The sequence below is a fragment of the Marinifilum fragile genome (assembly GCF_963677365.1).
Classification (GTDB): domain Bacteria; phylum Bacteroidota; class Bacteroidia; order Bacteroidales; family Marinifilaceae; genus Marinifilum; species Marinifilum fragile.
The window spans coordinates 4,053,467-4,080,241 of the sequence record NZ_OY781962.1; the positions used below are offsets into that span (position 1 = coordinate 4,053,467).

At 35.3% G+C, this 26,775-nt stretch carries 24 protein-coding genes; 10 read left to right on the forward strand and 14 right to left on the reverse strand.

The window, feature by feature from the left end; all coding sequences use genetic code 11:
* Nucleotides 1-19 precede the first annotated feature (19 nt).
* Nucleotides 20-286, forward strand: a complete 267-nt coding sequence (locus tag ACKPCA_RS16250; protein WP_321280035.1) for a hypothetical protein — start codon at nucleotides 20-22, stop codon at nucleotides 284-286.
* Here ACKPCA_RS16250 and dxs read toward each other — a convergent pair.
* On the reverse strand, nucleotides 283-2,196 hold the full coding sequence (dxs, locus tag ACKPCA_RS16255) for a 1-deoxy-D-xylulose-5-phosphate synthase (RefSeq protein WP_321280036.1): 1,914 nt from the start codon (nucleotides 2,194-2,196) through the stop codon (nucleotides 283-285). The genes ACKPCA_RS16250 and dxs overlap by 4 nt on opposite strands.
* A gap of 152 nt (nucleotides 2,197-2,348) precedes the next feature.
* Here dxs and ACKPCA_RS16260 point away from each other — a divergent pair, with 152 nt between their 5' ends.
* The 4 genes from ACKPCA_RS16260 (at nucleotide 2,349) to ACKPCA_RS16275 (ending at nucleotide 6,112) form a co-directional block, all read left to right on the forward strand.
* A complete protein-coding gene (locus ACKPCA_RS16260) occupies nucleotides 2,349-3,359 on the forward strand; it encodes an OmpA/MotB family protein (RefSeq protein ID WP_321280037.1) in 1,011 nt (336 codons plus the stop codon).
* A 72-nt stretch (nucleotides 3,360-3,431) separates the two neighbouring features.
* Nucleotides 3,432-4,220, forward strand: a complete 789-nt coding sequence (locus ACKPCA_RS16265; protein WP_321280038.1) for a BtpA/SgcQ family protein — start codon at nucleotides 3,432-3,434, stop codon at nucleotides 4,218-4,220.
* 230 nt (nucleotides 4,221-4,450) lie between these two features.
* Nucleotides 4,451-4,825, forward strand: coding sequence for a BlaI/MecI/CopY family transcriptional regulator (locus ACKPCA_RS16270; RefSeq protein ID WP_321280039.1), 375 nt, complete (start codon nucleotides 4,451-4,453; stop codon nucleotides 4,823-4,825).
* 12 nt (nucleotides 4,826-4,837) lie between these two features.
* Entirely contained in the window at nucleotides 4,838-6,112 is a 1,275-nt protein-coding gene (locus tag ACKPCA_RS16275; protein WP_321280040.1) for a M56 family metallopeptidase, read from the forward strand.
* A 44-nt stretch (nucleotides 6,113-6,156) separates the two neighbouring features.
* On the opposite strand, the gene frr is transcribed toward ACKPCA_RS16275, so the two are convergent.
* The 6 genes from frr to rplM form a co-directional block, all read right to left on the reverse strand.
* Entirely contained in the window at nucleotides 6,157-6,720 is a 564-nt protein-coding gene (gene frr, locus ACKPCA_RS16280; RefSeq protein WP_054715514.1) for a ribosome recycling factor, read from the reverse strand.
* Between the two features lie 209 nt (nucleotides 6,721-6,929).
* Complete coding sequence (gene pyrH, locus ACKPCA_RS16285) at nucleotides 6,930-7,640, reverse strand: UMP kinase (RefSeq protein ID WP_054715517.1); 711 nt, start codon at nucleotides 7,638-7,640, stop codon at nucleotides 6,930-6,932.
* 224 nt (nucleotides 7,641-7,864) lie between these two features.
* Nucleotides 7,865-8,689, reverse strand: a complete 825-nt coding sequence (gene tsf / locus ACKPCA_RS16290; protein ID WP_321280041.1) for a translation elongation factor Ts — start codon at nucleotides 8,687-8,689, stop codon at nucleotides 7,865-7,867.
* Nucleotides 8,690-8,718: 29 nt separating this feature from the next.
* Nucleotides 8,719-9,528 carry a 30S ribosomal protein S2 gene (gene rpsB / locus ACKPCA_RS16295; protein ID WP_321280042.1) on the reverse strand — a complete coding sequence of 270 codons (810 nt, stop codon included), beginning with the start codon at nucleotides 9,526-9,528 and terminating at the stop codon, nucleotides 8,719-8,721.
* A 102-nt stretch (nucleotides 9,529-9,630) separates the two neighbouring features.
* Nucleotides 9,631-10,017, reverse strand: coding sequence for a 30S ribosomal protein S9 (gene rpsI, locus ACKPCA_RS16300; RefSeq protein ID WP_054715526.1), 387 nt, complete (start codon nucleotides 10,015-10,017; stop codon nucleotides 9,631-9,633).
* Nucleotides 10,018-10,022: 5 nt separating this feature from the next.
* A complete protein-coding gene (rplM, locus tag ACKPCA_RS16305; protein WP_321280043.1) occupies nucleotides 10,023-10,478 on the reverse strand; it encodes a 50S ribosomal protein L13 in 456 nt (151 codons plus the stop codon).
* 414 nt (nucleotides 10,479-10,892) lie between these two features.
* On the opposite strand from rplM, the gene ACKPCA_RS16310 reads away from it, so the two are divergent.
* On the forward strand, nucleotides 10,893-11,405 hold the full coding sequence (locus ACKPCA_RS16310; protein ID WP_321280044.1) for a DNA-3-methyladenine glycosylase: 513 nt from the start codon (nucleotides 10,893-10,895) through the stop codon (nucleotides 11,403-11,405).
* A gap of 6 nt (nucleotides 11,406-11,411) precedes the next feature.
* Here ACKPCA_RS16310 and ACKPCA_RS16315 read toward each other — a convergent pair whose 3' ends face one another.
* The gene (locus ACKPCA_RS16315) at nucleotides 11,412-12,545 is read right to left on the reverse strand and encodes a hypothetical protein (RefSeq protein ID WP_321280045.1); all 1,134 of its coding nucleotides are present in this window, start codon (nucleotides 12,543-12,545) and stop codon (nucleotides 11,412-11,414) included.
* Nucleotides 12,546-12,853: 308 nt separating this feature from the next.
* Between ACKPCA_RS16315 and ACKPCA_RS16320 the strand changes: the two genes are divergently transcribed.
* A complete protein-coding gene (locus ACKPCA_RS16320) occupies nucleotides 12,854-15,790 on the forward strand; it encodes a M16 family metallopeptidase (protein WP_321280046.1) in 2,937 nt (978 codons plus the stop codon).
* Nucleotides 15,791-15,931: 141 nt separating this feature from the next.
* Here the strand turns inward: ACKPCA_RS16320 and ACKPCA_RS16325 are convergent, their stop codons facing one another.
* From ACKPCA_RS16325 to ACKPCA_RS16345, 5 genes are all read right to left on the reverse strand, one after another.
* Nucleotides 15,932-16,129, reverse strand: coding sequence for a PspC domain-containing protein (locus tag ACKPCA_RS16325; RefSeq protein ID WP_054715542.1), 198 nt, complete (start codon nucleotides 16,127-16,129; stop codon nucleotides 15,932-15,934).
* Between the two features lie 15 nt (nucleotides 16,130-16,144).
* Entirely contained in the window at nucleotides 16,145-16,639 is a 495-nt protein-coding gene (locus ACKPCA_RS16330; protein WP_054715545.1) for a DUF4252 domain-containing protein, read from the reverse strand.
* Nucleotides 16,640-16,731: 92 nt separating this feature from the next.
* Nucleotides 16,732-18,309 (reverse strand): PspC domain-containing protein, encoded by a 1,578-nt coding sequence (locus tag ACKPCA_RS16335; protein WP_321280047.1) that lies wholly within the window; start codon nucleotides 18,307-18,309, stop codon nucleotides 16,732-16,734.
* 20 nt (nucleotides 18,310-18,329) lie between these two features.
* The gene (locus ACKPCA_RS16340) at nucleotides 18,330-18,653 is read right to left on the reverse strand and encodes a PadR family transcriptional regulator (protein ID WP_054715551.1); all 324 of its coding nucleotides are present in this window, start codon (nucleotides 18,651-18,653) and stop codon (nucleotides 18,330-18,332) included.
* Nucleotides 18,654-18,673: 20 nt separating this feature from the next.
* Entirely contained in the window at nucleotides 18,674-19,090 is a 417-nt protein-coding gene (locus ACKPCA_RS16345) for a hypothetical protein (RefSeq protein WP_321280048.1), read from the reverse strand.
* A gap of 208 nt (nucleotides 19,091-19,298) precedes the next feature.
* Between ACKPCA_RS16345 and ACKPCA_RS16350 the strand changes: the two genes are divergently transcribed.
* The gene (locus tag ACKPCA_RS16350) at nucleotides 19,299-19,520 is read left to right on the forward strand and encodes a ferredoxin (RefSeq protein WP_407660181.1); all 222 of its coding nucleotides are present in this window, start codon (nucleotides 19,299-19,301) and stop codon (nucleotides 19,518-19,520) included.
* 91 nt (nucleotides 19,521-19,611) lie between these two features.
* On the opposite strand, the gene typA is transcribed toward ACKPCA_RS16350, so the two are convergent.
* Nucleotides 19,612-21,411 (reverse strand): translational GTPase TypA, encoded by a 1,800-nt coding sequence (typA, locus tag ACKPCA_RS16355; protein ID WP_321280049.1) that lies wholly within the window; start codon nucleotides 21,409-21,411, stop codon nucleotides 19,612-19,614.
* Nucleotides 21,412-22,158: 747 nt separating this feature from the next.
* Here typA and ACKPCA_RS16360 point away from each other — a divergent pair.
* Both ACKPCA_RS16360 and ACKPCA_RS16365 read left to right on the forward strand, forming a co-directional pair.
* Entirely contained in the window at nucleotides 22,159-24,711 is a 2,553-nt protein-coding gene (locus ACKPCA_RS16360) for a TonB-dependent receptor (RefSeq protein ID WP_321280050.1), read from the forward strand.
* A gap of 29 nt (nucleotides 24,712-24,740) precedes the next feature.
* The gene (locus tag ACKPCA_RS16365) at nucleotides 24,741-26,552 is read left to right on the forward strand and encodes a choice-of-anchor J domain-containing protein (RefSeq protein WP_321280051.1); all 1,812 of its coding nucleotides are present in this window, start codon (nucleotides 24,741-24,743) and stop codon (nucleotides 26,550-26,552) included.
* The last annotated feature ends 223 nt before the right edge of the window (nucleotides 26,553-26,775 follow it).

A 26,775-nucleotide genomic window follows, 5' to 3' on the forward strand; every position in this document is an offset into this window, starting at 1 on the left:
ATTGATTTATCAGTATGAGATGAAAAGAGTTATAAAGGACTACAAAAGTATTGGAATGGATTTGTTACAGTTGTTGATCAATTCCTTTCCAGATGGAATCTATGAAGATGATTTAATTAAAATCACCACGCCGAATGGCAAGAAAATAAATGTAGTAGAATTACGTACGGAAGATACAGTATACCTAATTAAAATGGATCGCGAAATGCAATCGCAAATGGATTCTTTTACCGGAGATTTTGAAGGACTAGATCCTTATTCGGATGGATACAGAGATGGAGTTTAGCTTGTGTGTTTCGCAAGCACTTTGTTTACAGAAGCTATAATTCCTTCCTTATCGTAACCACATTCTTTGTAGAGTTCTTGCTGAGTTCCTTGTTCAACCCATCTGTCAGGAACTCCAAGACGGGTTATTCTGCTTTGATATCCATTATCACTCATAAATTCTAGAATTGCTGATCCTAAACCTCCAACAATACAACCATCTTCAAGTGTAATGATATTGGTGTGTTTCGAGAATACTTCATGTAGCAAGTCTTCATCAATTGGTTTCAAATATCTCATGTCGTAATGAGCGATAGACATTCCCTCTTTTTCCAACTCTTCAATCGCGTCCATTGCTTCTGTTCCGATTGCTCCAATCGATAAAATGGCTAAATCTTCGCCATCGTTTAGCTTTTGGCCTTTCCCAACAGGAAGAATTTCAAATTCTTGTTTCCAATCAATAATTCTACCTCTTCCGCGAGGGTAGCGAATAGAAAATGCACCCATATTTTCCTGTTGAGCGGTAAACATGAGATTGCGCAATTCAATTTCGTTTAATGGAGCTGCGATGGTTAGATTTGGAACACAACGCATAAAAGCAAGATCGTAAACACCATGGTGAGTAGCACCATCGGCACCAACCAATCCACCTCTATCCAAACAGAAAACAACATTTACACCTTGCAAGGCAACATCATGAATTACCTGATCGTAGGCACGCTGCATAAATGATGAGTAGATGGCACAAAATGGAATTTTTCCCTGAGCAGCCAATCCACCTGAGAAAGTAACGGCATGTTGTTCTGCAATACCAACGTCAAAGGCTCTTTCGGGCATTGCTTCCATCAGTTTGTTCATTGAACTACCAGTTGGCATTGCAGGAGTAATCCCAACAATTTTGTCATTCATTTTGGCAAGATCAACCAATGTTTCTCCAAAAACATCCTGAAACTTTGGAGCTTGAGGCCCATTGCTTTTAGCTTGAATGATTTCACCGGTTTCCTTATCGAATTTACCAGGAGCATGCCAATAGGTTTGATCGATTTCAGCTTGCTTAAATCCCTTTCCTTTTTTGGTAATGCAGTGCAGGATTTTTGGTCCAGGAATCTTTTGCAAATCACTCAGTACTTTTACCAAATGATTCACATCGTGACCATCAACCGGACCGAAATATCTAAAGTTAAGCGCTTCAAAAAGGTTACTTTGTTTCAATAAAATAGTTTTTACACCATTTTCAACTTTTTGAAACAATTTTTGAGTATTTGGATTTATTCTGTTGAATTTCCCAAGAAGTCTCCATACATCGTTTTTAACCTTGTTGTAAGTTTGCGATGTAGTGATGTCCAGAAGGTAATCATTCAATCCACCCGTATTTGGATCAATGGCCATATTGTTATCGTTCAGGATAACCAATAAATCGGCCTTGTTACCAGCCGCATTGTTCAAGCCTTCGAAAGCCAAACCAGCAGTCATCGAACCATCACCAATTACAGCAACTGTTTTTCTATCAGTTTCACCTTTTAATTGGGCGGCTACAGCCATTCCTAATGCTGCAGAGATAGAAGTAGAAGAGTGACCCACAGTGAAAGAATCATACTCACTTTCCTTACGATTTGGGAAACCACTAATTCCTTTGTACTGACGATTGGTATGGAAAACATCTTTTCTTCCCGTAAGGATTTTGTGTCCGTAAGCCTGATGGCCAACATCCCAAACCAAGTTGTCATATGGAGTATTCAAGACATAATGAAGGGCAACAGTAAGTTCAACAACTCCCAGACTTGCACCAAAGTGGCCTGGATTATTTGATACCTGTTCAATAATTTCTTGTCGCAATTCAGAACATACCTGAATCAAATCATCTTCAGAAATCTTTTTAAGATCTTCTGGATAATTAATCTGATCCAATAATTTTTTATCTGCTTGCGACATGTACGAAATTCCTCCTTATACCGTTAAAAATATTGCACGAAGATAATAAATAATTAACAAGTAATGTTGCTGTGTTATTCGTATATAAAACGCCGTATTCATATATTTGTTTATCTAAGAGAGTTCTATTACTAATAAAAGTATTATTTAAAATGATTAAAAAATTAAGCCCATCAATAATCGCTTTGTTATTAGCGATAAGTCTATTCTCATGTGTTCCAACCAGACAGTATCAAGAACTTCAGAACAAACAGGCCAATTGTTTGGAAGAACTTGAAATGCAGAAAGAGAAAAATCTGGAATTGAGTGAAAGTAATAACGAACTGAAAGGAAAGCTTGATGTTTTGAAAGGGAAGTATGATAATATTCTTTCCGATACCATTGCCTTATCCAGAAGATTACAATCAGCGCGAGAAAGGTTAAGCAGAGCAGAACGAAGCAATCGAGATTTGATGGATCAATTGGCAGGTATGCAGGCTGGAAATGCTCGAGAAACAAAAGCTTTACTCGAACAAATTCGTAAAGCTCAAGACGATTTGCAATTGCGAGAAGATGAGGTTTTGGCTCTTGAAAAGCAAATGGATGCACGAAAGAGAAAGTTAGATGCTTTGCAGGCAGAACTGGGAAAAAGAGATCAAAGACTTAGTGAACTCGAATCAGCGCTAAGAAGGAAAGATGAGGCTGTAAAAGCTCTGAAGGATAAAGTGATGAGTGCATTAACAGGTTTTGAAGGGAATGGTTTGTCAATCAGTACCAAGAATGGAAAGGTTTATGTTTCTATGGATGAGAAGCTTTTGTTTAAATCTGGTTCTTATACTGTTGATCAACGTGGAGTTCAAGCATTAGGACAATTATCAAAGGTATTGGCTCAAAATAAGGATATCAATGTAATGATTGAAGGACATACCGACAATGTTCCTTATAATGGAAGTGGAGTTTTAAAGGATAACTGGGATTTAAGTGTAAAAAGAGCAACTTCAATTGTGAGAATCATTATTCAGAACAAGGGAGTAGCTCCAAAACGATTAACCGTTGCAGGTCGTAGCAAGTATGTTCCAGTTGAAACCAACGCAACTTCGGCAGGTCGAAGCAAAAATCGTAGAACGGAAATCATTTTGACTCCTAAGTTGGATGAGTTGTTTAAGATTTTAGAAAGTAACTAGGTTTTGAAGAGACGCTCGGCTGTGCGTCTGTGTGATAAAATTATTTTTACGCTTGAGTGAAAAATTAAAGTTATGAAGTTGGAAAAATCTATAATCGGAATGGTACATGTGCAAGCTTTGCCAGGAACACCAAATAATAAGCACAGTATCGAAGAAATTTGTGAAATTGCAGTTCAGGAAGCTAAAACTTACGAAGAAGCTGGCTTGGATGCAGTCATGATTGAGAACATGCATGATGTTCCCTACCTAAAGGGTGCGGTTGGACCAGAAATTATTGCAAGCATGGCGGTGGTAGCAAAAGCAGTTCGGGAAGCGGTTGATTTGCCATTGGGCATACAAATATTGGCTGGAGCTAATAAAGAAGCCCTTGCTGTTGCTAAGGCTGCAAATCTTCAACTTGTTCGAGCAGAAGGCTTTGTGTTTGGACATGTGGCGGATGAGGGTTATATAGATTCTTGTGCTGGTGAGCTATTGAGATACCGTAAAGCAATAGGTGCCGAAGATGTGAAGATCTATACCGATATAAAAAAGAAACACAGTTCCCATGCCATTACTGCCGATGTTGATATTGATGAAACGGCAAAAGCCGCTGAATTTTTCTTGAGTGATGGACTAATTGTAACAGGATCGTCAACAGGGAAAGCAGTTTATCTTCACGAATTAAAGAGTTTGAAGGATAAGGTTCAAATTCCGGTATTGATAGGATCGGGTATTACTGCGGAAAACCTTGAAGAATATTGGAATTTTGCTTCGGGCTTTATTGTTGGTTCACATTTTAAAGAAAATGGTTTTTGGAAGAATTCAATATCGAAAGATCGTTTAGAAATATTTATGGAGAAGGTCAATCAACTTAGAAAGTAGACTTTCATAAATTAAAAATAGAATTGTAAAAGTCTAAGAGATAAGATCTCTTGGACTTTTTTTGTATTTACAAGCTAATATTTAAAGCGATCTTATACAATCTAAACTAGAAAATCCGTTCTTTAACGAGAAAAATAGTTAAGGAACGAGAAAAATAGTTGATAAAACGAAAAAAATAGTTACATTTGAATTGTCAACATTATTCATGGTATATAAAAAAGGCAATTTAAATGCATACAAAACGATTAACGAAACGGGAAGAAGATGTAATGAAGATATTGTGGAATGCAGGTAAAGGTTTTGTGAAAGACTTGCTAAAACAGCATTCAGAACCTAAACCACACTACAATACATTTAGTACAATCATTCGCGGATTGGAGGAAAAAGGCTTTGTATCTCACAATTCCTATGGTAATACGCATGAATATTATCCGGTAATAACAAGAGAGGAGTATCGGAAACTATTCATTAAAAATGTAGTATCGGATTATTTTGAATCCTCCTATAAAAATGTGGTTTCATTTTTTGTGAAGGAAGAAAAACTAAATGTTGATGATCTTAAGGAACTCATTGATCTGATTGAAAAAAAAGAAGAAAAGGAGTAAGCTATGGTCGAAATGTTTTGGGAATATCAAATTAAAGGAGGAATTGTACTGGCAGTATCAGTTCTTTTGTATGTACTCGTATTGTCGAATGACAGCTTTTTTAAGCGCAACAGGTTATGGCTGGTTGGTAGCCTTTTATTACCATGGATAGTGCCATTAATTACCATGCCTGTTTGGTTGAAAAAGATATTGTTTACTGATATGGGTGCCACTGTACCTTTACATACTTTTGTATCGGTCGGTCAAATGAATACGGATACAGTTCAGGCAACAAATCATTTTTCTTTTTCGATAGAGTTTTTGGGCATTCTGCTGTATGGGCTGATTAGTGTTGTATTCTTAGTCAGGCTTTTTTACGGTTATGCCTCTATTTTAAGTTTAAAAAAGAGTGCAGAGTTTAAATCCTATAAAGGATTTTCACTAGCAGTTCTGCCAGACTCAAAGCTTGGACCTTTTTCTTTTTTCAGAACCATTTTTATTCCTAAAGAATTGGAAAAAAGCAGAGAGAGTCAACTTATTTTAGAGCATGAAAGAACGCATTGCGCCGGATGGCACTCTATCGATCTTACTTTAGTTGAATGTATGCTGATCTTTCAATGGTGGAATCCTTTTGCATGGTGGTTACGAAATTTAATTGCCAATAATCATGAATTTTGTGTTGACAACATCATGTTAAAGAATCTGCCAGATCCGAAAGATTATCAATACTCCTTACTCAATATTGTACATGGGCAAGGACAAAATCATTTGGTTCACAATTACAATCAAAGTCTTACTAAAAAAAGGATAATCATGATGAACAAATCAGATAAAAATAGAACGATACATAGATTAAAAGGATTACTCTTATTGCCTATATTGACTTTTAGCCTGTTGGCATTTACCAATCCTAAGCAGGATGAAGAAGTAAAGGTTGAAAAGAAAGCGGAACAAACAATCGCAAATATGTTGGATTTGCAGAAGTATATTGCCAGAAACGTAAAGTATCCTGTAAAAGCTCAAGAGAATTATACACAAGCCGATGTAATTGCCCATGTTACTATTGATAAAAATGGACAAGTAAAAGGGGTAAAAATAGCTCAGAATAGCCAGGATAACTTGGTGCAAATCGGTGAGGTTGTAATTACAGCCTATAAAACTTCTGGAGCTGCTCAAATTAATGCTCAGGCAGGACTAAAAAGTTTGGAAAAAGAGACTATACGTATTTTAAAATCCTTACCACAATTGACTAATCAGGCTTGGATGGGGAAGAAGCTTGAATTTGAGCTCAAGTTTAAATTGCAATAAAAGAATAAAGTAAAAAAAGCTGCCATTTGGCAGCTTTCTTTTTATTATATGGTCATTATATCTTTCTCTTTTTCTGCAAGCATAGCGTCAATCTTTTTACCGTAACTATCGGTCATATTTTGCACTACTGCTTCAGCATCTTTTTCAAGATCTTCTGATAATCCTTCTTTAATCAATTTTTTCAACTCTACGTTGGTATCTCTACGAGCGTTACGAATACTCACTTTGGCATTTTCACACTCTGCTTTCGATTGTTTTACCAGGTCACCACGACGCTCTTCGGTTAAAGCAGGAATATTAATACGGATAACTTCACCATTGTTATCAGGGTTGAAACCTAAATTTGCATTCATAATTGCTTTTTCAATAGGAGAAATCATGGTTTTTTCCCAAGGTTGAACAGCAATTGTTCTAGGATCAGGAACACTCACATTAGCAACCTGAGCTAAAGGAGTCATGCTTCCATAGTAGTCAACCATAACACCATTTAACATGCTAGGACTAGCTTTTCCGGCACGAATTTTAAGTAATTCTTTTTCAAGATGGTCTACTGCAGCTTCCATCTTTTCCTTTGCATCATCCAGATACATTTGAACTTCTTCGGTCATAGGAGAAAGATTTTAATTGTAATTATTGATCAATGTATGTGTTTACAAAAATATAAATTTTTAGCTATTGGTTTTGAGTATTTAGCTATTAGCTGACATTCTAATTTTCGAATGATTAAATTTTTTAACAACTTAATTACAAATCAAGAAATTAGACCTTACTAAAGATAATACTTTTTTCCAAATACCAATCTTAAAGGCTAAAGGCTTTAGTTATGTACTACAGTTCCAATATTCTCTCCTTCAATAACTTTCTTTAAGTTTCCTTTGGTGTCCATGTCGAACACAACAATGTTCAAATCGTTTTCTTTGCACATGGTTGTAGCGGTTAGGTCCATAATACGAAGGTTGCGATTGTAAATTTCGTCGAAAGTAATATTTTCAAACTTGGTTGCCGATGGATCTTTTTCAGGATCTGCGGTGTAAATACCATCAACGCGTGTGCCTTTTAGCATAGCATCTGCTTCAATTTCGATACCTCTTAAAGAAGATCCGGTGTCGGTGGTAAAGTATGGATTTCCTGTTCCTGCAGAGAAAATGGTAACATAACCATCGTTTAGGTAATCAACGGCTTTTTGCTTCGAATAAAACTCACCAATTGGTTCCATTCTAATGGCTGTAAGTACTCTTGATTTGCATCCGATTGCATCAAGGGCAGAGTTAAGTGCTAAACTATTAATAACAGTAGCCATCATACCCATTTGGTCTCCTTTTACACGGTCAAATCCTTTGGCAGCGCCACTTAATCCACGGAAAATATTTCCACCGCCAATAACAATTCCTACTTGAACGCCAAGTTCGGTGATTTCTTTAATTTGTTCTGCATAATCGTTCAAACGCTGCGAATCGATACCATATTGTTGTTCACCCATTAATGATTCGCCACTTAGCTTTAAAAGTACTCGTTTGTATTTTGCCATAATTTTATCAGCTGTAAGCTAAAAGCATAATGCTAAAAGCTTGAGTTTTATTATTTAGCTACCGGCTTCAAGCAATTTGCTTCAAGCGGTTTGTTGTGATTCTAAAGATAAATAAATTAGATATTTAAAAGTTACCAGCTTCTAGCTTTTTGCCAATAACTTTTAATAGTATACAAAAAAAGAGTTCCGAAAAGGAACTCTTTTTATATGTAATAATAATTGTATTAAGCATTCAAAGTAAAACGCTTCATTGCAGTAACAGTAAGGTCTTTGTCAGCTTCAGCAAGATATTGCTTAACTGATTTCTTACCATCTTTTACGAAGTCTTGGTTCAATAAAGTAACCTCTTTGAAGAATTTACCTAAACGACCTTGAGCAATTTTGTCAAGCATTTGTTCTGGCTTACCTTCAAGACGAGCTTTATCTTTAGCGATTTCCAATTCTTTAGCAACAACATCTTCTGCAACGTCTTTCTGATCGATTGCGATAGGTGCCATTGCTGCTGCTTGCATAGCAACGTCTTTACCCATTTGTTCTTCAACTTCTTTGTTGAATCCAATCAAAGTCGCCAATTTGTTACCTGCGTGGATATATGCAACTGCTGATTCAGCTTCGATTGTTTCGTATGTACTTAAATCGATTTTTTCGCCGATAACACCAGTTTGCTCAGTAACATGCGCTTCAACTGTTCTACCATCCATTTCCAAAGCTTTCAAAGCTTCCAAATCAGCTGGCTTGTTTGCCAAAGCAAGATCAAGGATTTGAGTAGCAAAAGCTACAAAGTTTTCATTCTTTGCTACGAAGTCAGTTTCGCAGTTCAAAGTAATCAATGCACCTCTTTTCTTGTCTTCTGAAACTTTTGCTAATACAACACCTTCAGTTGCTTCTCTGTCGGCACGTTTATTAGCAATTGCCATACCTTTTTTACGAATGATTTCTACTGCTGTGTCAAAATCTCCTTCTGCTTCAATAAGAGCTTTTTTACAATCCATCATTCCTGCGCCAGTTGCTTTACGCAATTTGGCTACGTCTGCTGCTTTAATAGACATGATATATCGAATTTTTTTGTGTGAATAAATTACTCCTTATCATTCTTTTCTGCTTCAGTAGCTGGAGCTTCTGGTGCAGCTGGAGCTTCTGCTTTAGTCGCTTTTTTAACTTTAGCTGATTTTTTATCTGCAGATTCTTTTTCTTTCTCTACTTTTCTTTCAGCTAAACCGTCTTTAATAGCTCCGGTAACTTTATCAAGGATAATAGAAATTGAGTTAGAAGCATCGTCATTCGCTGGAATTACGAAATCAACACCTTCTGGGCTTGAGTTAGTATCTACCATAGCAAATACAGGAATTCCCAAACGGTTAGCTTCTTTAACTGCGATGTATTCTTTCATTACATCAACTACAAATAATGCTGCTGGTAATCTGGTCAGATCAGCAATAGAACCTAAGTTTTTCTCTAACTTAGCTCTCTGACGAGATACTTGTAGTCTTTCTCTTTTTGAAAGGTGGTTTAAAGTTCCATCAGCTTCCATTTTATCAATAGAAGTCATCTTCTTAACTGCCTTTCTGATAGTAGGGAAGTTAGTTAACATACCACCTGGCCAACGCTCAGTTACAAATGGCATGTTTACAGCACTTACTTTTTCTGCAACAATAGCTTTAGCTTGTTTTTTAGTTGCAACAAAAAGAATTTTTCTTCCTGATTTAGCAATTTGTCTTAACGCTGCTGCTGCATCGTCAACTTTAACCGCTGTTTTGTGTAGGTCAATAATGTGGATTCCGTTACGCTCCATGAAAATGTAAGGAGCCATTTTAGGATTCCATTTTCTTGTTAAGTGACCGAAGTGACATCCGGCTTCTAACAATTCTTCAAATGTAGTATTTGACATTTTTTTGTTTTTTTAATCGTTTACATTCATTTTATGGCAATTGTCAAGTAGTTCGAAAATCGAAGTCTCAACAATTTAGATACTAAACCTGCCACAAAAACATTAACGTTTACTAAATTGAAATCTTTTACGTGCTTTAGGTTGACCTGGTTTTTTACGCTCAACCTCACGAGGATCACGAGTCATGAAACCTGCAGTTCTAAGAGCAGATTTTGATTCAGCATCAATTTTTACTAGAGCTCTAGCGATAGCCAAACGAAGTGCTTCTGCTTGACCTTTTACACCACCACCATCAAGGTTTACTTTGATGTCATACTTATCAGCAACCTCAAGAAGGTTTAATGGCTGAGTAACGATGTATTGTAGAGTTCCGGTAGTAAAGTACTCTTTAAGCTCTTTTTTGTTGATGGTAATCTGACCCTTACCTTCGCTAACGTATACACGAGCAACTGCTGCTTTTCTACGTCCGATAGCATTAATTACTTCCATACCTCTTATTTAATAGTGTTTAAATCTAATTTCTTTGGCTGTTGTGCTTCATGCTTGTGCTCACCACCTACGTAAACGTAAAGGTTAGAGTACAATTTTCTTCCTAGACGGTTCTTTGGAAGCATACCTTTAACAGCTTTTTCAATCAATCTCTCTGGGTGCTTAGCCAAAAGGTCAGCTGGAGATTTAATTTTTTGTCCACCAGGGTGTCCAGTGTAAGAGAAATACTGACGGTCAGTCATCTTGTTTCCAGTCATACGAACCTTTTCAGCATTAATAATAATCACGTTGTCTCCACAATCAACATGAGGAGTGTAGTTAGGCTTATATTTACCTCTAAGTAGCTTAGCTACTTTAGCTCCAAGTCTACCTAACACTTCATTTTCTGCATCGATAACAACCCACTCTTTATTAGCGGTTGCTTCATTAGCAGAAACGGTTTTGTAACTTAATGTATCCACTTCTAAAACTTTTAATAATTAATACTTTAATACAATTATTCCAATTTGGCTTGCAAAAGTACAAGAATCTCCCAAATACACCAATTTTTTTCTTGATTAATTGATGGATACTTAATCAGTTGTGGATAATCGGGATGATGTGGAGTGATTAAGTGTATCAAAAAATCAAAATTGATATATTACCCAGTATTGAATTTGGTACTTGCTAAGGGTAGTCAAATCAACATGTTGGGGAGGGATCCGTTCTCAAGAAAGCCCATCGTCACAATTTCACTGCAAAAGTATGAATAATTTTTGCTTCACCTGTAAATTTCTTGCTTTTTTTATTTCAAAATGATTTCTGATTCTTTGATATGCAGTTGATAAGATGTGAAATTGTTATTTTGTGGACGTTTAATTTCGAAATAGATTCTGATGATAGAAAAATTAGGGAAAGATTTTTTTACTCGTGATATAAAATTGGTTGCGGAAGAATTAATAGGGAAGTTGATTGTGCGCAAAAATATCAACGGTAAACTTGAAAAATACAGAATTACTGAGATCGAAATGTATATCGGAGAAGAAGATTTAGCATGTCATGCAGCTAAGGGGAGAACGGCCCGTACCGAAGTGATGTATGCTGAGGGTGGTTTGGTGTATGTTTACTTGATTTACGGAATGTATTGGTTACTAAATATTGTAACAGGAGCCATAAATAAGCCTCAAGCTATTTTGATTCGGGGAGTAGAGAATATAAATGGACCTGGCAGAGTAGGACGAACTCTAAATCTGGATAAAAGCTTTTATGGTGAGGATTTAACTTTATCCGAAAGGTTATGGATTGAGGATGACGGGTACAAGTTCAGTTTTACACGTCACCCTCGTATTAATATCGATTATGCAGGTGAAATCTGGAAAAATAAATCTTTCAGATATATTATGAAGTAGTATATATTACTTATTCCATTTTACTTTCTTTAAAAAGAAATCACCGTTAATTCTTAAATAGATGGCAGCAGCCCAACTTTCTGCGGAGTTTTTAAGATCGTAGTATACATCTAACTTACTGCCAAAGTGAATGCCGTTGGCAATTTTATGCTCGTAGTAATAGTTTAGTGTAGCCAATTCTCTTCTATCTTCAAAATATCCTGGAGTATCCATTGCAATGGATTGGAATAGTTTCGATCCACGTGAAGAAGCAAAATGATAAGCATTCCAGTAACCTAGGTTTAGCTTAGACTTTTTTGTAGTGATACCTACTTGTGGATAAAAAGCATGTCCTTTATCGAATAGGTATTCTTTTTCTGAAGAGTTATCTGAAAAGAAATAACACATTGCCCTTACATACCAAGATGTGATCTTTGAATTTGATATATTTTTTTCCAACACAAGTCCGGAACCATAATTTCCTATTGTTTGAACAGATCCTTCAGAACTGTCTATTTCTCCACCTCGATGAGCAAAAATTACTTCTAAAGGCAAGGATAATTTGGTTTTTGAGGATTGATTTACTTGCCAGTTTCCTGATAAACCAAACGTAAATCTTTCCTGAAAAGGATCATTTTCTAAAATAAACTTCTCCCAGTTAATCCAGGTTTGAAATTGTAGTTTGGGAGCATTGTATAAGAATTGAAAACCATTTTCGGCAGTTTCCATAAAGTATCTTTCTGGTTCGAACATTGGTTCTGAAAGCTTATGGTTGTCGTTTTGATTTAAACTACCCATAATAAACTCAATTCTATCCGATGGTTTATAGATGGCTGAAAATAATGGTTCTGTTTCAGTGAAATCTTCTCTCCCCGAATATTTTTGAAGACGAACACCAGCTTCAATTCTAAAATTGGAACTTGGATAATAAATTAGTTTGGGTGATGCAACATATCCAATCCAGGTAGCACCATTAGAAAACTCACTACTATATTCATTGTTTTTTACAAAATTCAGGTTTTCGAAACGAAGAAATAGCTTGTTGCTGTCTGCTGCGTGAAACTCTTTATGGTGTGTAAAAGGAGTATTGACCTGGGCAAAAGTGTGATTGATAATTGTGGTAAGGGACAATATCAATATTAGGGCATTTAGTTTTTTCATCTGTGTAGTTTACTTTTTACGCTGCAAAAATACAATTATCTATCTTGATTGATTGTTAATAATATATAAAAAGTTTAAATCGAATTTAAATAATGAAGGCTTTAGTTAAAAAAATGTAAAAAAAGATATGTAAATATAAGGTAATTTGTAAATTTAACAATTTACTGATTATATTATAATATAATTCGAGAATTAAGAAACTAAACCAAAACAGGTTATGTGAATCGCACAAGGTTTGTAAACTTATGCGAATAGAAGGGGTTGAGGATGTTGTGTGGTTGACATGATCATTTAAAACCAAACAAACAATGAAGAAAATTAATGTTCTTTTTGCCTTTGTGTTGGGAGTAATTTTGTTTGCTTGCACGCCAAAGGAAAAGTATCAAACTGTTCAAAACACAGACGAGAATGGCTATCGGTACGAAACGGTTACCAATGATCCTATGGGAGTAAGAATTTATACTCTTGACAATGGATTAAAAGTGTACTTATCTGTTAATCGAGATGCACCAAGAATTCAAACCTTTATTCCGGTAAAAGCTGGTTCTACCTATGATCCTTCCGAAACTACCGGACTTGCTCACTATTTAGAGCATATGATGTTTAAAGGTACTGATGATTTTGGTACTGTAGATTGGCAAAAAGAGGAAGCCTTAATTCATGAGATTTCTGATTTGTATGAAGAGCATAAGTTTGCATCTACAAAAGAGGCAAAAGCAAAGGTTTATGCAAAAATCGATAGTGTTTCTGCTTTGGCTTCAAATTTTGCTGTAGCAAACGAGTATGATAAGCTGGTGTCGTCGATTGGAGCTAAGGGTACTAATGCTTATACTACTTACGAACGAACAGTTTATATGAATGATATTCCTTCGAATGAACTTGAAAAATGGTTGAATATCGAAAAGGAAAGATTTAGCAAACTGGTTCTTCGTCTATTCCATACCGAATTGGAAACGGTTTATGAAGAGTTTAATATGTCTCAGGATAATGACTTTAGAAAGTTGAATTATGCCCTAATGTCTGGTTTGTACAAAAAACACCCTTACGGAACACAAACTACTTTGGGAAGAGCTGAGCATCTTAAAAATCCATCAATGGAAAATATTCACAAGTATTTTGATACTTACTACGTTCCTAACAATATGGCAATTGCCATGTCTGGAGATTTGGATTTTGAAGAGACTATTAAATTAATTGATCAGACTTTTGGAAAACTAGAATCAAGAGAAGTTCCAAAGTTTGTTGCTCCGATAGAAGACCCAATTACAAAGCCCATTGTTAAAGAAGTTTTTGGTCCTGATGCAGAAAGATTATCAATGGCATTTAGATTTGATGGTATTGGTTCAGAAGATCAGAAATTTGTAACTCTTATTGATGGTATTTTGAATAACTCAAAAGCAGGTTTAATGGATTTGAACCTGAATCAGAAGCAAAAAGTGTTAAAAGCTGGTTGTTACGCAAGTTTTAATATTGATTATGGAATGCATTCATTTTATGGAGTTCCTCGTCAAGGTCAAAAAATGGAAGAAGTAACAGAATTGATTCTTGGTGAAATCGAAAAAATCAAGAAAGGAGAGTTTGAGGACTGGATGCTTGAGGCTGTAATCAATGATTATCGTTTAGGAAAAATTAGAGGGCAAGAATCAAATGGAAGAGCTCATGAGTTTGCAGTTACTTTTGCAAACAATGTAGCTTGGGCTGACAACCTAAAAATGCTTGATGAACTTGAATTGGTTACAAAAGAACAATTGGTTGAGTTTGCAAACAAGCACTACAATAATAACTATGTTGTAGTTTACAAGAGAAAAGGTGAGGATAAAAAGGTTGTAAAGGTTGAAAAACCGGCTATTACTCCAGTTAAAATCGACCGCAAAAAACAATCGGAATTTTATAAGGACCTAACAGCTAAAGAAACTCCTGCATTAAAACCTTTATGGGTTGATTTTGAAAAAGAAATCCAGTCAGAAGAGTTAAAACCTGGTGTAACTTACGATTACTTGGAAAACAAATCGAACGAGTTGTTCAAGTTGATTTACATTTACGAAATGGGTAAGAATCATGATAAAATGTTGCCTATTGCTGTAAATTACTTACCGTATATTGGAACAGATATATATTCGGCTGCTGAATTGCAAAAAGAATTGTTTAAGTATGGTTTATCCTTTGGTGTTGAAGCTGGAGATGACAGGTGTTACGTATATATCTCTGGATTAAAAAAATCATTCGACAAAGGAGTAGAGTTGATGGAACATGTGTTGTCGAATGCTAAGGCTGATAGTGATTCTTACTCAAAGTATGTTGATGGAATTATTAAGGAGCGTGCAGATAGTAAGTTAAACAAGGGAGAGATTTTGTGGGGAGCAATGTATAGTTACGCGAAATATGGAAAAAAATCGCCTTATACAGATATCTTGTTAGAAGATGAATTAAGAAATGTGGATCCAAATCAGTTAACTGAAATGTTGTCTCAGTTAAAAGACTATAAGCATAGAGTATTTTATTACGGAGCTGAAGGAAAGCAACAAATAGCTGAGAATTTAAAAGCAAATCATAAAGTTTCAGAGCAGTTAAAAGAGATTCCGGAACCAACAAAATATCCAGAATTAGATTATACCAAGAATGAAATCTTCTTTGTTAATTATGATATGGTTCAGGCAAACATTATCATGTTAGCAAAAGATGAAAAATTGGATATGAACCTTATGCCAGAAATCAGATTATTCAATGAATATTATGGTGGAAGTATGGCATCAATTATTTTCCAGGAAATTCGCGAATCAAGAGCTCTTGCATATTCTGCCTTTTCATCTTACAGCACTCCTTCAAAATTGGATGATTATGGATACTCATTCTCATTTGTTGCAACAAGCGCTGATAAAGTGAAAGATGCTACTGAAGCATTGGTTGAGTTGTTGAATGAAATGCCTTATGAGGAGAAGCAATTTAACGAAGCCAAGACAAACATGCTTAAAAAGATTCAATCAGAACGAATCACTAAAGAAAGAGTTTACTGGACTTATTTGAGTAATCTTAGAAAAGGTGTGAAACATGATTACAGAAAAGATGTTTACGAGAAGGTGAAGAACCAGAATATTGATGATTTAAACAAGTTCTTCAAGAAACATATTGCCAATAAAAACCATTGTTATTTGGTAGTTGGTAACAAGAAAGATATCAATATGAACGTACTTAAAAAATTAGGCAATGTTCATGAGTTGTGCTTAGAAGAAGTATTTAATTATTAATTAGGGGTTTAGTATTTATGACTAAATGAAAAGGCCTCTTCCGTAAAATGGGAGAGGCCTAACTTTTTGAATACTTTTGGTAAAGCAGGTGAAAAAGACAAACCCTTCTTCACCAAATTGGGGTAAAGATCGCATTCAAATTTATACCGTTTCGCAGTTTGTATCTGGTAGAACCATTGCAAGAATAAAATAAACCAACAACATTAAAGGATTGAATAATGTTAGGATTAGATATCCTGCTCTAATAATTACCGGATCGAGTTCCGGATTTATGTATTGAGAAATACCACCGCAAACACCTGCTATCTTTTTATCTCTTGATCTGAATAATCGTTTCATACCATCTGTTTTTAATTACTCTTCATCTTTGTCGATACTGTAATGTGACAAAGTTTTCAATTCATCTACATGAAAGTCTCCAAAAAAGGAAATCAATGATGTTCTGTTTTCATTGTAGTGAAGGATATGGAATTCGCTAAACTTTTTTCCTCTTCCTTTGGCGAAGAAATGAACATCGTCATCATCTTTATCTCTTTCCTCAATCAATACTTCTTTGTAAGAGTCTCCTTTCGAAAGCTGCGATACAACAATCTTTTTAAATTTAGATTCGTTGCCGATTTCGTGTTTGAAGCTTAAGAATTTAATGGTTTTACAATCGCCTGTTACGTTTTTTTCCAATTCATCTTCGTCAATATCAAAGTCCAGGTTTTTTAGGAAAGATCCTGCGAAACTAAAGCTGTTGAAGCCATCAAGATTGGAATATTTGGCATGTAATTTTTCTCCTTTGGTTTGAGCCTGAGAAAGAATAGGTAAGGCTATTGCAATCAGAATTACTAATAATTTTCTCATAATGTTTGTTTTAAAATTAGCCATGTTTGCACCGATTGTTGTGTGTGATGAAAAAGGTATCGGTGCAAAACATGGATAGAACAACTAATTTATTATTTAACTAGGCTTAAGCCTTCTTTTTTCATGATCCATTTTTCGCCAAGCATGTCGAAATCCCAGGTGTTACTTACATTGTCGATGTCGTGAATAATTTTTCCCATCGATTCATCGAGATAAACAACTTTTCCTTCCGGAACTTTAATAGTAATATGTAATCTTTGATTTCTCCATTTGGAATCATCTTCTAAGGTGAAGAATTGATTGAATATTATTAGAGAATCATTTTGAACCCATTTGTATTTAATTCCTTCTGCATTTTCTACCGCTCTATCTAAAGTTCTTCCGCGAGCTTTCTTCTTAAGTTTTATCTCAAAATTATCCGAATAGCCTCTTTCTATATCCAAAGTAGGTTCCCCTACAATAATTTCTTCATCATCGTTCATGTACACCTTAACATTGTCTAGATCAAGATGGCCTTCGTACCAATGGTCTCCAATGTTATTTGTACTTCGAAGGTACAATGTATCACTTGTGATTTTCTCGATAGGTTGACTTTCAGAGTATCTGGTACTGCTGTGCATGTAGCCTTTGATTTGTGAAAAACTCAGACTAATCAAGAGTATAATGCCTGTTAGCCAAACTGCTAAAGCTGTAAATCCAATAACCTTATTGTTGGTTTTAAAGTTGAAAAGCAATTTAATTCCTGCAAAAATCAACAGCATTAAAGGAATGGCAATTACCACAATAATTCCTATGGTAAATAGAGTAATACTTGTTCCGTCAAGAAATAATTTAGGAAACATAGCACCTGGAAAATGGAAATCAGCAAAAGGTCCAAAGAAGCTATGAGCAAAAATCATAGATCCAATAAAGCTTATAAGAGAAACAAATCCTGCAAAGATAAATCCAATTCCCAGTAAAATGATAATGACTTTAAGTACCAGGCGGAGTGCTGAACCAAGGAAGTCAACTGCTCTGTCAAATCCATCCTTTACCTGAGGTCCGTTTTTTTCTCTCATTTTATCGAAGTTTTCCTTCACTTCTTTGTATTCATCTTTAATCGACTCTTCGATGTTGGAAATGTTGACCTTTTTGCCTTTCATCTCAAGCTTTTGACTTGTAGTGGTTGCTTTAGGAACAACAATCCATAAAATGATATACAGTAGGAAAGCAAAACCATATCCAAGGAAGAAGAAGAGTACGAATAGTAATCTGAATACGACTACATCGATACCAAAATACGCAGACAAACCACTTGAAACACCTCCAAATACTCTTTTGTCCGGATCGCGATACAATCTACGTTTCTTTTTACTGGTAGTTGTAGTTTGTGACTGATTTTGTGATTCTTCAGTAGTTTCATCATCGGTTTCGAAAATTTCTTCCGGTTTACCCATAATGGTTATTACCTCTTCAACCATATCAACATTTACGACTTGGTCTTTGCTACTTAGTTTTTCCTGGAAAATCTCTGCAATTCTGGATTCGATGTCAGAAATGATTTCTCTTCCTTCTTCGCCAGCACCATAGTGACTGTTGATCTTTCTCAGGTAATCTTGTAATTTTTCAAAAGCATCTTCATCGATGTGAAATATACTTCCGCTTATATTAATTGTTAATGTCTTTTTCATAGTGTTAACAGTTTTTGGACTTACTTTTTAATCGTATTTACGGCATCAACCAATTCTTGCCATGAACCATCAAGTTCCTTTAAAAATTCATTGCCTACTTCTGTACTTGTGTAATACTTTCTTGGAGGTCCTTGTGTCGACTCTTCCCATCTGTAGCTTAATAAGCCGGCATTTTTTAGCCTGGTTAGTAAGGGATAAAGTGTCCCTTCCACTACAATCATTTTGGCTTCTTTAAGTTCCTTAATGATGTCTGATGCATAGGCATCACTTTTTGAGAGAATGGAAAGAATACAATATTCCAGCACTCCTTTTCGCATTTGGGCTTTTGTGTTTTCTATTTTCATACTTGGAATATTTATATTGATTAAATTGCAGATCTAATGTTACCAGGGAAATTTCTGAAGTTTTTAGACCTTTTCTTTTTTGCTGTTACTATAGTTGAGTTTTGTTTTACAGTGATTGTATCCTTATAAACTTTACACCTTATTGATGTATCCATATTTAGTTTTGGATTGTTGCAATCTTCCGTATTTCCAGATACGATGTCCTTACAAACTTTAAGATTTTCTTTAAAGATCAAGATTCCATTATCTAAATATCCTTTCTCATTGGTTATTTCATCTGCTGGAGATTCACCACCATTATTGCATTCGATTTTAAAAAATGGCACTAGAAATTTATCGATTGTTAACAATTGAGCCTTTGACTCTAAGGAGAATGCTGTTACTGTTAATATCAGAATTGAGATTCTCAATATTTTGTCTTTTAATAAGGGTTTCATTGTTGTAGGTTTTTATAATACTATCTCTAACATATAAGTTTGTATTACAAATATACGGATAAAAAAAGGTAATATGCAATACATAGTACTGGATATTTTTAAGGAGGATATATAAATGGCTGTAAATCAATATGAAAAATTTTAAAAATATTTTATACTATATTTGAAATTCTCTTAGTTTTTTTATTAAACCAGTAATTTTGTGAGGATGAAACAGGTGTATCAAAGAAGAAGTAAGTGCATTGGATGTGCATATTGTGTAGGGGTGGCGCCTGGTTTTTGGCTTATGAATGAGAGAGACGGGAAGTGTGATTTATTGGGAGCAAACCTTATAAATAACGAATTTGTACTTGATATTTTCGATGATGACCTGGAGCAAAATCAGAAGGCTGCAGAAATATGTCCCGCAAATTGTATCAGAATAGAATAAAGTTATTATAAAAAATAAAGAGCAACCGTTTTAAAAAACAATTGCTCTTTTAATATTATATCGGCGTAAATAAATTACGTCGTTTATTTATTTATTCTTTCGAAGCTCTTTTTCTGTCGTGTTCAGAAAGTAAGATCTTACGAAGTCTGATATTATTTGGCGTTACTTCAACATATTCGTCACCTTGAATATACTCTAAAGCTTCTTCAAGTGAGAAAATCACCGGAGGAGCCAATCTAATTTTATCATCAGTACCTGAAGTACGCATGTTGGTTAGCTTCTTTGTTTTGGTAACGTTGATATCCAAATCACCTGCGCGAGTATTTTCTCCCACAACCTGCCCTTTGTAAATTTCAGTTTGCGGAGCAACAAAGAAACGTCCTCTATCTTGTAGTTTACCCAATGCATAAGCAAAAGTAGTACCTGTTTCCATAGCAATTAATGAACCATTAATACGTCCTGGAATTTCACCTTTGAATGGTTGGTATTCGTGGAAACGATGCGACATTACAGCTTCACCTGCCGTTGCAGTCAAAATCTGATTTCTTAAGCCAATAATTCCTCGCGATGGAATATGGAATTCAAGGTGAATACGATCAGCTTTACGTTCCATGGTTAACATTTCGCCTTTACGCTGAGTAATTAACTCAATGGCTTTGCCTGATACATCTTCCGGAAGATCGATGTATAGGATCTCCACTGGTTCACATTTTTCACCAGCTATATCTTTTATGATTACCTGTGGCTGACCTACTTGTAGTTCGTAACCTTCACGTCTCATAGTCTCTATCAATACAGATAAGTGAAGTACGCCACGACCAAACACATTGTATGAATCAGCCGAATCGGTTGGAACAACGCGTAAAGCCAAATTCTTTTCTAATTCTAATTCTAAACGATCGATCAAGTGACGGGAAGTTACATATTTACCATCCTGACCGTAAAATGGGGAGTTGTTAATAGTAAACAACATACTCATTGTTGGCTCATCGATTGCAATTGGATCTAATGGTTCAGGATTTTCAATATCACAAATTGAATCTCCAATATCAAAGCCATCAATACCTACTAAAGCACAAAGTTCACCCGATTTTACACTTGATACTCTTTCTTTACCTAAACCGGTAAATACGTGTAATTCCTTTATGCGAGATTTTTTAATGCTACCATCACGTTTGGCAAGGCTAACATTCATACCTTCTTTTAATTCTCCACGATGAACTCTACCTACGGCGATACGGCCAACATAGTTCGAGAAGTCAAGAGATGTAATAAGCATTTGAGGTGTTCCTTCCAAAACTTTTGGCTCTGGTATGTATTCGATAATTGCATCAAGAATTGCAGTAATGTCGTTGGTTGGAGTTTTCCAATCTTTTGACATCCAACCTTCTTTAGCAGAACCATAAATGGTTGGGAAATCAAGCTGTTCTTCCGTAGCTTCAAGGTTGAACATTAGTTCAAAAACTTGTTCTTGTACTTCTTCAGGACGACAGTTTGGTTTGTCAACTTTGTTTACGACTACTACTGGTTTCAAACCTAATGCAAGTGCTTTAGATAATACGAAACGAGTTTGAGGCATAGTTCCTTCAAAGGCATCCACCAACAAAAGTACTCCATCGGCCATATTCAAAACACGCTCAACCTCTCCACCAAAGTCAGAGTGACCAGGGGTGTCAATAATGTTAATTTTTACATCATTGTATTCAAGAGATACGTTTTTCGACAAAATGGTAATACCTCTCTCTCTTTCCAGGTCGTTATTGTCAAGAATAAGGTCTCCCGGATTTTCATTCTTTCTGAAAATGTTACTGTGCATTATCATTTTATCAACCAAAGTGGTTTTTCCATGGTCAACGTGAGCGATAATCGCAATGTTTCTTAGTTTCTTCATCTCGTATCTTCTTTATGACTCTGTGTCTTAAAAATCAATCAATATTATTGAAAAAGGCTGCTTTCATTGTAAAGCTTCTCCTTGTAAATGTCAAGATCTGCACACAAAATTTGTGAATTAATTGTGGCAGAATCGATTGCGCTGCTAAAAATGCGGCTGCAAAAGTACGGTTTATTTTTGTGAATCAATCTATTTAGATGGAATAATTTAAAGTTTAAAAAAATTAACCCTTTAACTTATTGCTTTATTAAAATTAACTTAACATGATGTTTGGATTTTTACAGATAGATTTGCTACTCTTTAAAATGAGAGAATGTAATTTAGAATCAAATCAATTAAAGCTGTGATAAAAGGAAAAAACTGTACCTTCGCAGAATTATTGACGAGTTCAAAAAATTACTTTGTTTTAAAGGTAGAGTGGAATTGCTTTTAAACTAAATGTTTGGGTGTTTTGAGATTGTGTAAATTGAATAAAAAGCATTATCTTCCGAATCCTAAATTTTAAAAGTGAAAAGCTTATAATTCGATATTAACATTAGGTTTCAAGAAAAAATTGCCTCGATTTTTAAGTGTCAAAATGTTTTTTCGATGAACTACTAATTTTATTGGATGAACCTTAAACAAATGATTGTTGATTATTTGTTAATAAGTTTTAAACGAACCATTTTTATAATCCTTTTCTCCAAGGAAAGAGAGATGATTTTGTAGCAATTTTGCTACACTATTACTAACCTAACAATTCATTTTATGAAAAATGTAATGAGAAGTATTTTGACAATGGCAGCTGTATTGATGTTGTCCGTTGCAGCTATTGCTCAAACCACCGTAAAAGGTGTAGTCGTAGATGGAGATTCTGGTGAAAGTCTGCCAGGGGCTTCAATTGTTGTACCAGGAACTACTTCAGGTACAGTTTCAGGTTTTGATGGTTCTTTTGCTTTACAAGTTCCTCAAGGGGCATCAAAAATTGTTGTTAGCTTCGTAGGTTTCTTAGATAAGGAAATCGCATTATCAGGAGCTCAGGATTTAGGTACTATTAAACTTGAATCAGACGCTGTTGGTTTGAATGAGGTAAGTGTAATGGCTTCGATTGTTACAGATCGCCAAACACCAGTATCTGTTTCTACTATCTCAACAGAGTTAATCGAGAACAAATTGGGAACTCAGGAATTTCCTGAAATCTTAAAGTCAACTCCATCTATTTATACTTCGAAAGAGGGTGGTGGATTTGGAGATGCTTCAGTTTATGTTCGTGGTTTTGACTCAAACAATGTTGGAGTATTGATTAACGGTATCCCTGTAAACGATATGGAATCAGGTAAAGTTTATTGGTCAAACTGGGCTGGTCTTTCTGATGTAACTCGTACAATGCAGGTACAAAGAGGTCTTGGAGCTTCTAAACTTGGACTTTCTTCAGTAGGAGGTACAATTAACGTACTTTTAAAATCGTCAGATGCTAAAAAAGGTGGTGTTGTTAAAACAAGCGTAGCAAACGATGGTCATAAAAAGCAATTGTTTTCTGTTTCAACAGGGTTATTGGATAATGGCTGGGCTGTTACTTTATTAGGATCTCATACTTACGGAAGTATGTGGGCTAAAGGTACTGAGTTCGATGCTTGGGCATATTACGCAAATATCTCAAAGAAAATTAATGAGAAGCACTCTCTTGCTTTTATGATTACAGGTGCACCTCAATGGCATAATCAGCGTGGTAACAAACATACTATTCAACAATACAGAAACCATAAAGATGAATTCAAATACAATTCAGATTATGGTATTCGTGATGGAAAAGAATATGGTGGAGGTTACGGTTACAACTACTACCACAAACCTCAAGCTCAATTGAATCACTTTTGGGATATTGATGATAAAACTAATTTGACTACTTCTTTGTATGCTTCAATTGGTACTGGAGGAGGACGTCGTGTAGATGGTGCTCAGAAGAACTGGTTAGGTGTTAACAGATATAGTGGTGCGGACTATGATGAGACCATGAGAACTGGTGATGGATTGCTTGATTTTGATGGTGTTGCAGAAAGAAATGCAACTTACGTTACAGGAGGTTCACAAGCTATTATTGGTAATTCAGTAAATAATCACACTTGGGTTGGTTTGTTATCAACATACACTAAGGATATCGATAATTTAAAGCTGACTGCAGGTTTTGATGGACGTTATTATAAAGGAGAACACTATAAAGAAGTGGATGACTTATTGGGTGGTGCATTCTTCCTTGATGGTACAAACAAGAATAGAGATGCTAATACCAAGTTAAAGAAAGATGACAAGTACTCTTATTACAATGATGGTAAAGTATTGTACACAGGAGTGTTCGGACAAGGTGAATATGTAGCAGATAATTATTCTGCCTTTGTGTCAGCTGCAATTTCAAGAAAAGCATACAAGCGTGTAGATTATTTTAACTATGCTCCAGGTAACCAAGAGTCTGATTGGGAAGATTTCTTTCCATGGAATGTGAAAGCAGGTTTTAACTACAAAATCAATTCAATTCACAATGTATTTGTAAATGGTGGTTTTGTAAAAAGAACTCCTTATTTCAGTAATGTATTCTTAAACTATACTAATGAGGTGAATGATGATGTAAAGTATGAGAAGATCATTACTGCTGAATTAGGTTATGGTTACACTTCAGCAAATTTTGATGCTAAAGTAACAGCTTACTGGACCAATTGGATTGACAAAGGTTTGGTAATGAGTCTTCAAGGACAAACAGCTAACATTACTGGTTTGAATCAATTGCACAAAGGGGTTGAAGTTGAAGCAAGCTACAAACCTAGCAAGAAGTTAACTGTTAAAGGTATGTTATCAATTGGTGACTGGGTTTACGAAGATGATGTAAACTTTAACTTGTATGATGATAATAATGTATTGATTGATGAGTTTAATGCTTACATTAAAGATGTGCATGTTGGTAACTCTGCTCAGTTAACAGGAGCGCTTGAAATTAACTACGAAGTACTTCCTGATTTTAGAATCGGTATTGATTACTTATACAATGGAAAACACTTTGCTGATTTCGATCCTACAAACAGAACCAATGGTGCTGAAGACAGAGTAGATTCTTGGGAAATGCCAGATGTAAATCTTGTAGATTTAAACTTCACTTACAAGTTCAAGATTGGTAACCTTGATGCATCTATTAATGGTAAGGTAAATAACTTGTTCGATGTAGAGTATGTATCAAAAGCTGATGATGGAAATCAACACAATGCATCTTCTGCTTTAGTTTGGTATGGCTACGGAACAACTTGGTCAACAGGTTTAAAAGTTAAATTTTAATCATTATTAAAACCATTAAATTAAATAAGATGAAAAAATTTATATATATGCTTTCATTGCTTGCAATTGTATTTGCAAGTTGTGATCCGATGGAAGATACTTATGATGAGCTTGATGCTTTGGATAAGGTGACTTTCAATCCAACTCAGCTTGAAATTACATTAAATGCTGATCACTATGCAGCTATTAGCAAGTTGGCTTTAGAAACAGCTAAAAATGCGGAAGATACAGCAAGAGCAGAAGAAATTGCTTCTTTATTAAGCTTTAGCGATAACAGACCTGCTTCTGCTTATATGCCTGCAGTTTTAAATGCTATATACCAAACATTGGATGAAACATCTTCAATTAAGGTGAACTATAATTATGATACGAGAGATTTGGCATACCTAACAGCTTATACTGGCGCTCCTTATTTTAAATTAGGAGAAGATCAGTATGCAATGGTAAATGAATTGATTGCTGCTGCTCAGTATTTCTCTCCAAGCTATCCAGCAAATGACTTCTTACCAGAGATTCTCGCAGCAAAATATCCTGATGCTGCAAATGGTGATGTGAGATTGGTTAGTTACGACTATAGAAATGTAGATCCTGATCCAAACGAATATTCGGAAGTTACTCTTTTCTCGGCTAACTATTCAGATTTATCTCAGTTTACTACTGTATCGGTAACTGGAGACGACCAGGAATGGTATGATTCAGGTTACGGAGGAGTTGATTACGCTAAAATTTCGGGATATTCTGGTGGAACGCGTTTTGAAAATGAAGACTGGTTAATTTCTCCTGAAATTGATTTGGCGGATGTTGTTGATCCATTCATGAATATTTCGCAGGCTTTAAATTATCTGTCAGGAGATTGGCAACAAACTTTTGTTTACATTTCTGACAAGTATGATGCTACTCAAGCACCAGATGTTGCAGATTGGACAGAGTTAACCATTGAGAATGCTCCAGCGGGTGATAGCTGGACTTTTGTAGAGTCAGGAAATATTGATTTGTCTGCTTACGAAGGAAAGAAAATACATGTTGCTTTTGTATACAAATCTAATGCTACTGATGCTGCAACATGGGAAATCTCACAACTTGATGTAAAAGGTGTAACTCAAGGAGCTGAAGGTGAAAAAGTAGAGGAATACTATGAATTTGACGGAAGCGAATGGGCAAAATCTGATGTATACTATTTACAAAGAAATGATTATAACGAAATGGGAAGTGGTCCAGGTAAATATGGTAACTTCTCTAGCTCTGTTCCTGCCGAAGATTACCTTCCAACTTTCTTAAGTATAAAATATCCATATGCGCAAGAAGGTGATGTAATGGTAATGATTTATAAGTATTACTCAGGAGGAACAAAGACTATTGCTGCGGAATATACCTATTCAGAAGGTGCATGGAGCTCGATGCCAGTTAAAATGGATCAGTTTGTTTACTATGGATCAGAAGGCTGGAAATTTGATCCAACAGTAAAATATACTATGGCTTCTAATGACTTCCAAATCATTGTGAACTATTCAGTAGATACACATGGAAAAACTTCTGATTATAGCGATTCTGAGTACTATTATGGTGCAAGTTCTAAGTATGTTAACTTTGATATTAGAAGTGGAAAATTTGATAGTAGTTTTGCTACTTGGCAAGATGCGGTAAAAGAAGCTATCAAAACAGCATACCTTCCAAACAAATATCCAGAAGCCGTTGCACAAGTTCAAGGAGTTGATGTGTATTATATTCTTGAATTCCAGACGTATGATGGTTCTTATACATCTTATTCTATTAAGTTTAAGTGTACCAAATCAGGTCCAAATCCTGAGTTTGAATACGTAGAAGGTCCTACATTGAAGTAATTATAATTACAATATTTTTTAAACCCCGAATCATTGCGATTCGGGGTTTTTTTATATAGAAAATACAATGTAATAATGATGTGATTATTGTGTAAAAGTCTGTTTGATTATACAATGAAGATTCTAAATGTTGTGTTTGATTTATTGAGAATCTCTTGTTGTTAGGTAATTATTAAGATTTAGCGCAAAAAGAATTTTCAGTACTCGGAACTTCGTTCGAACG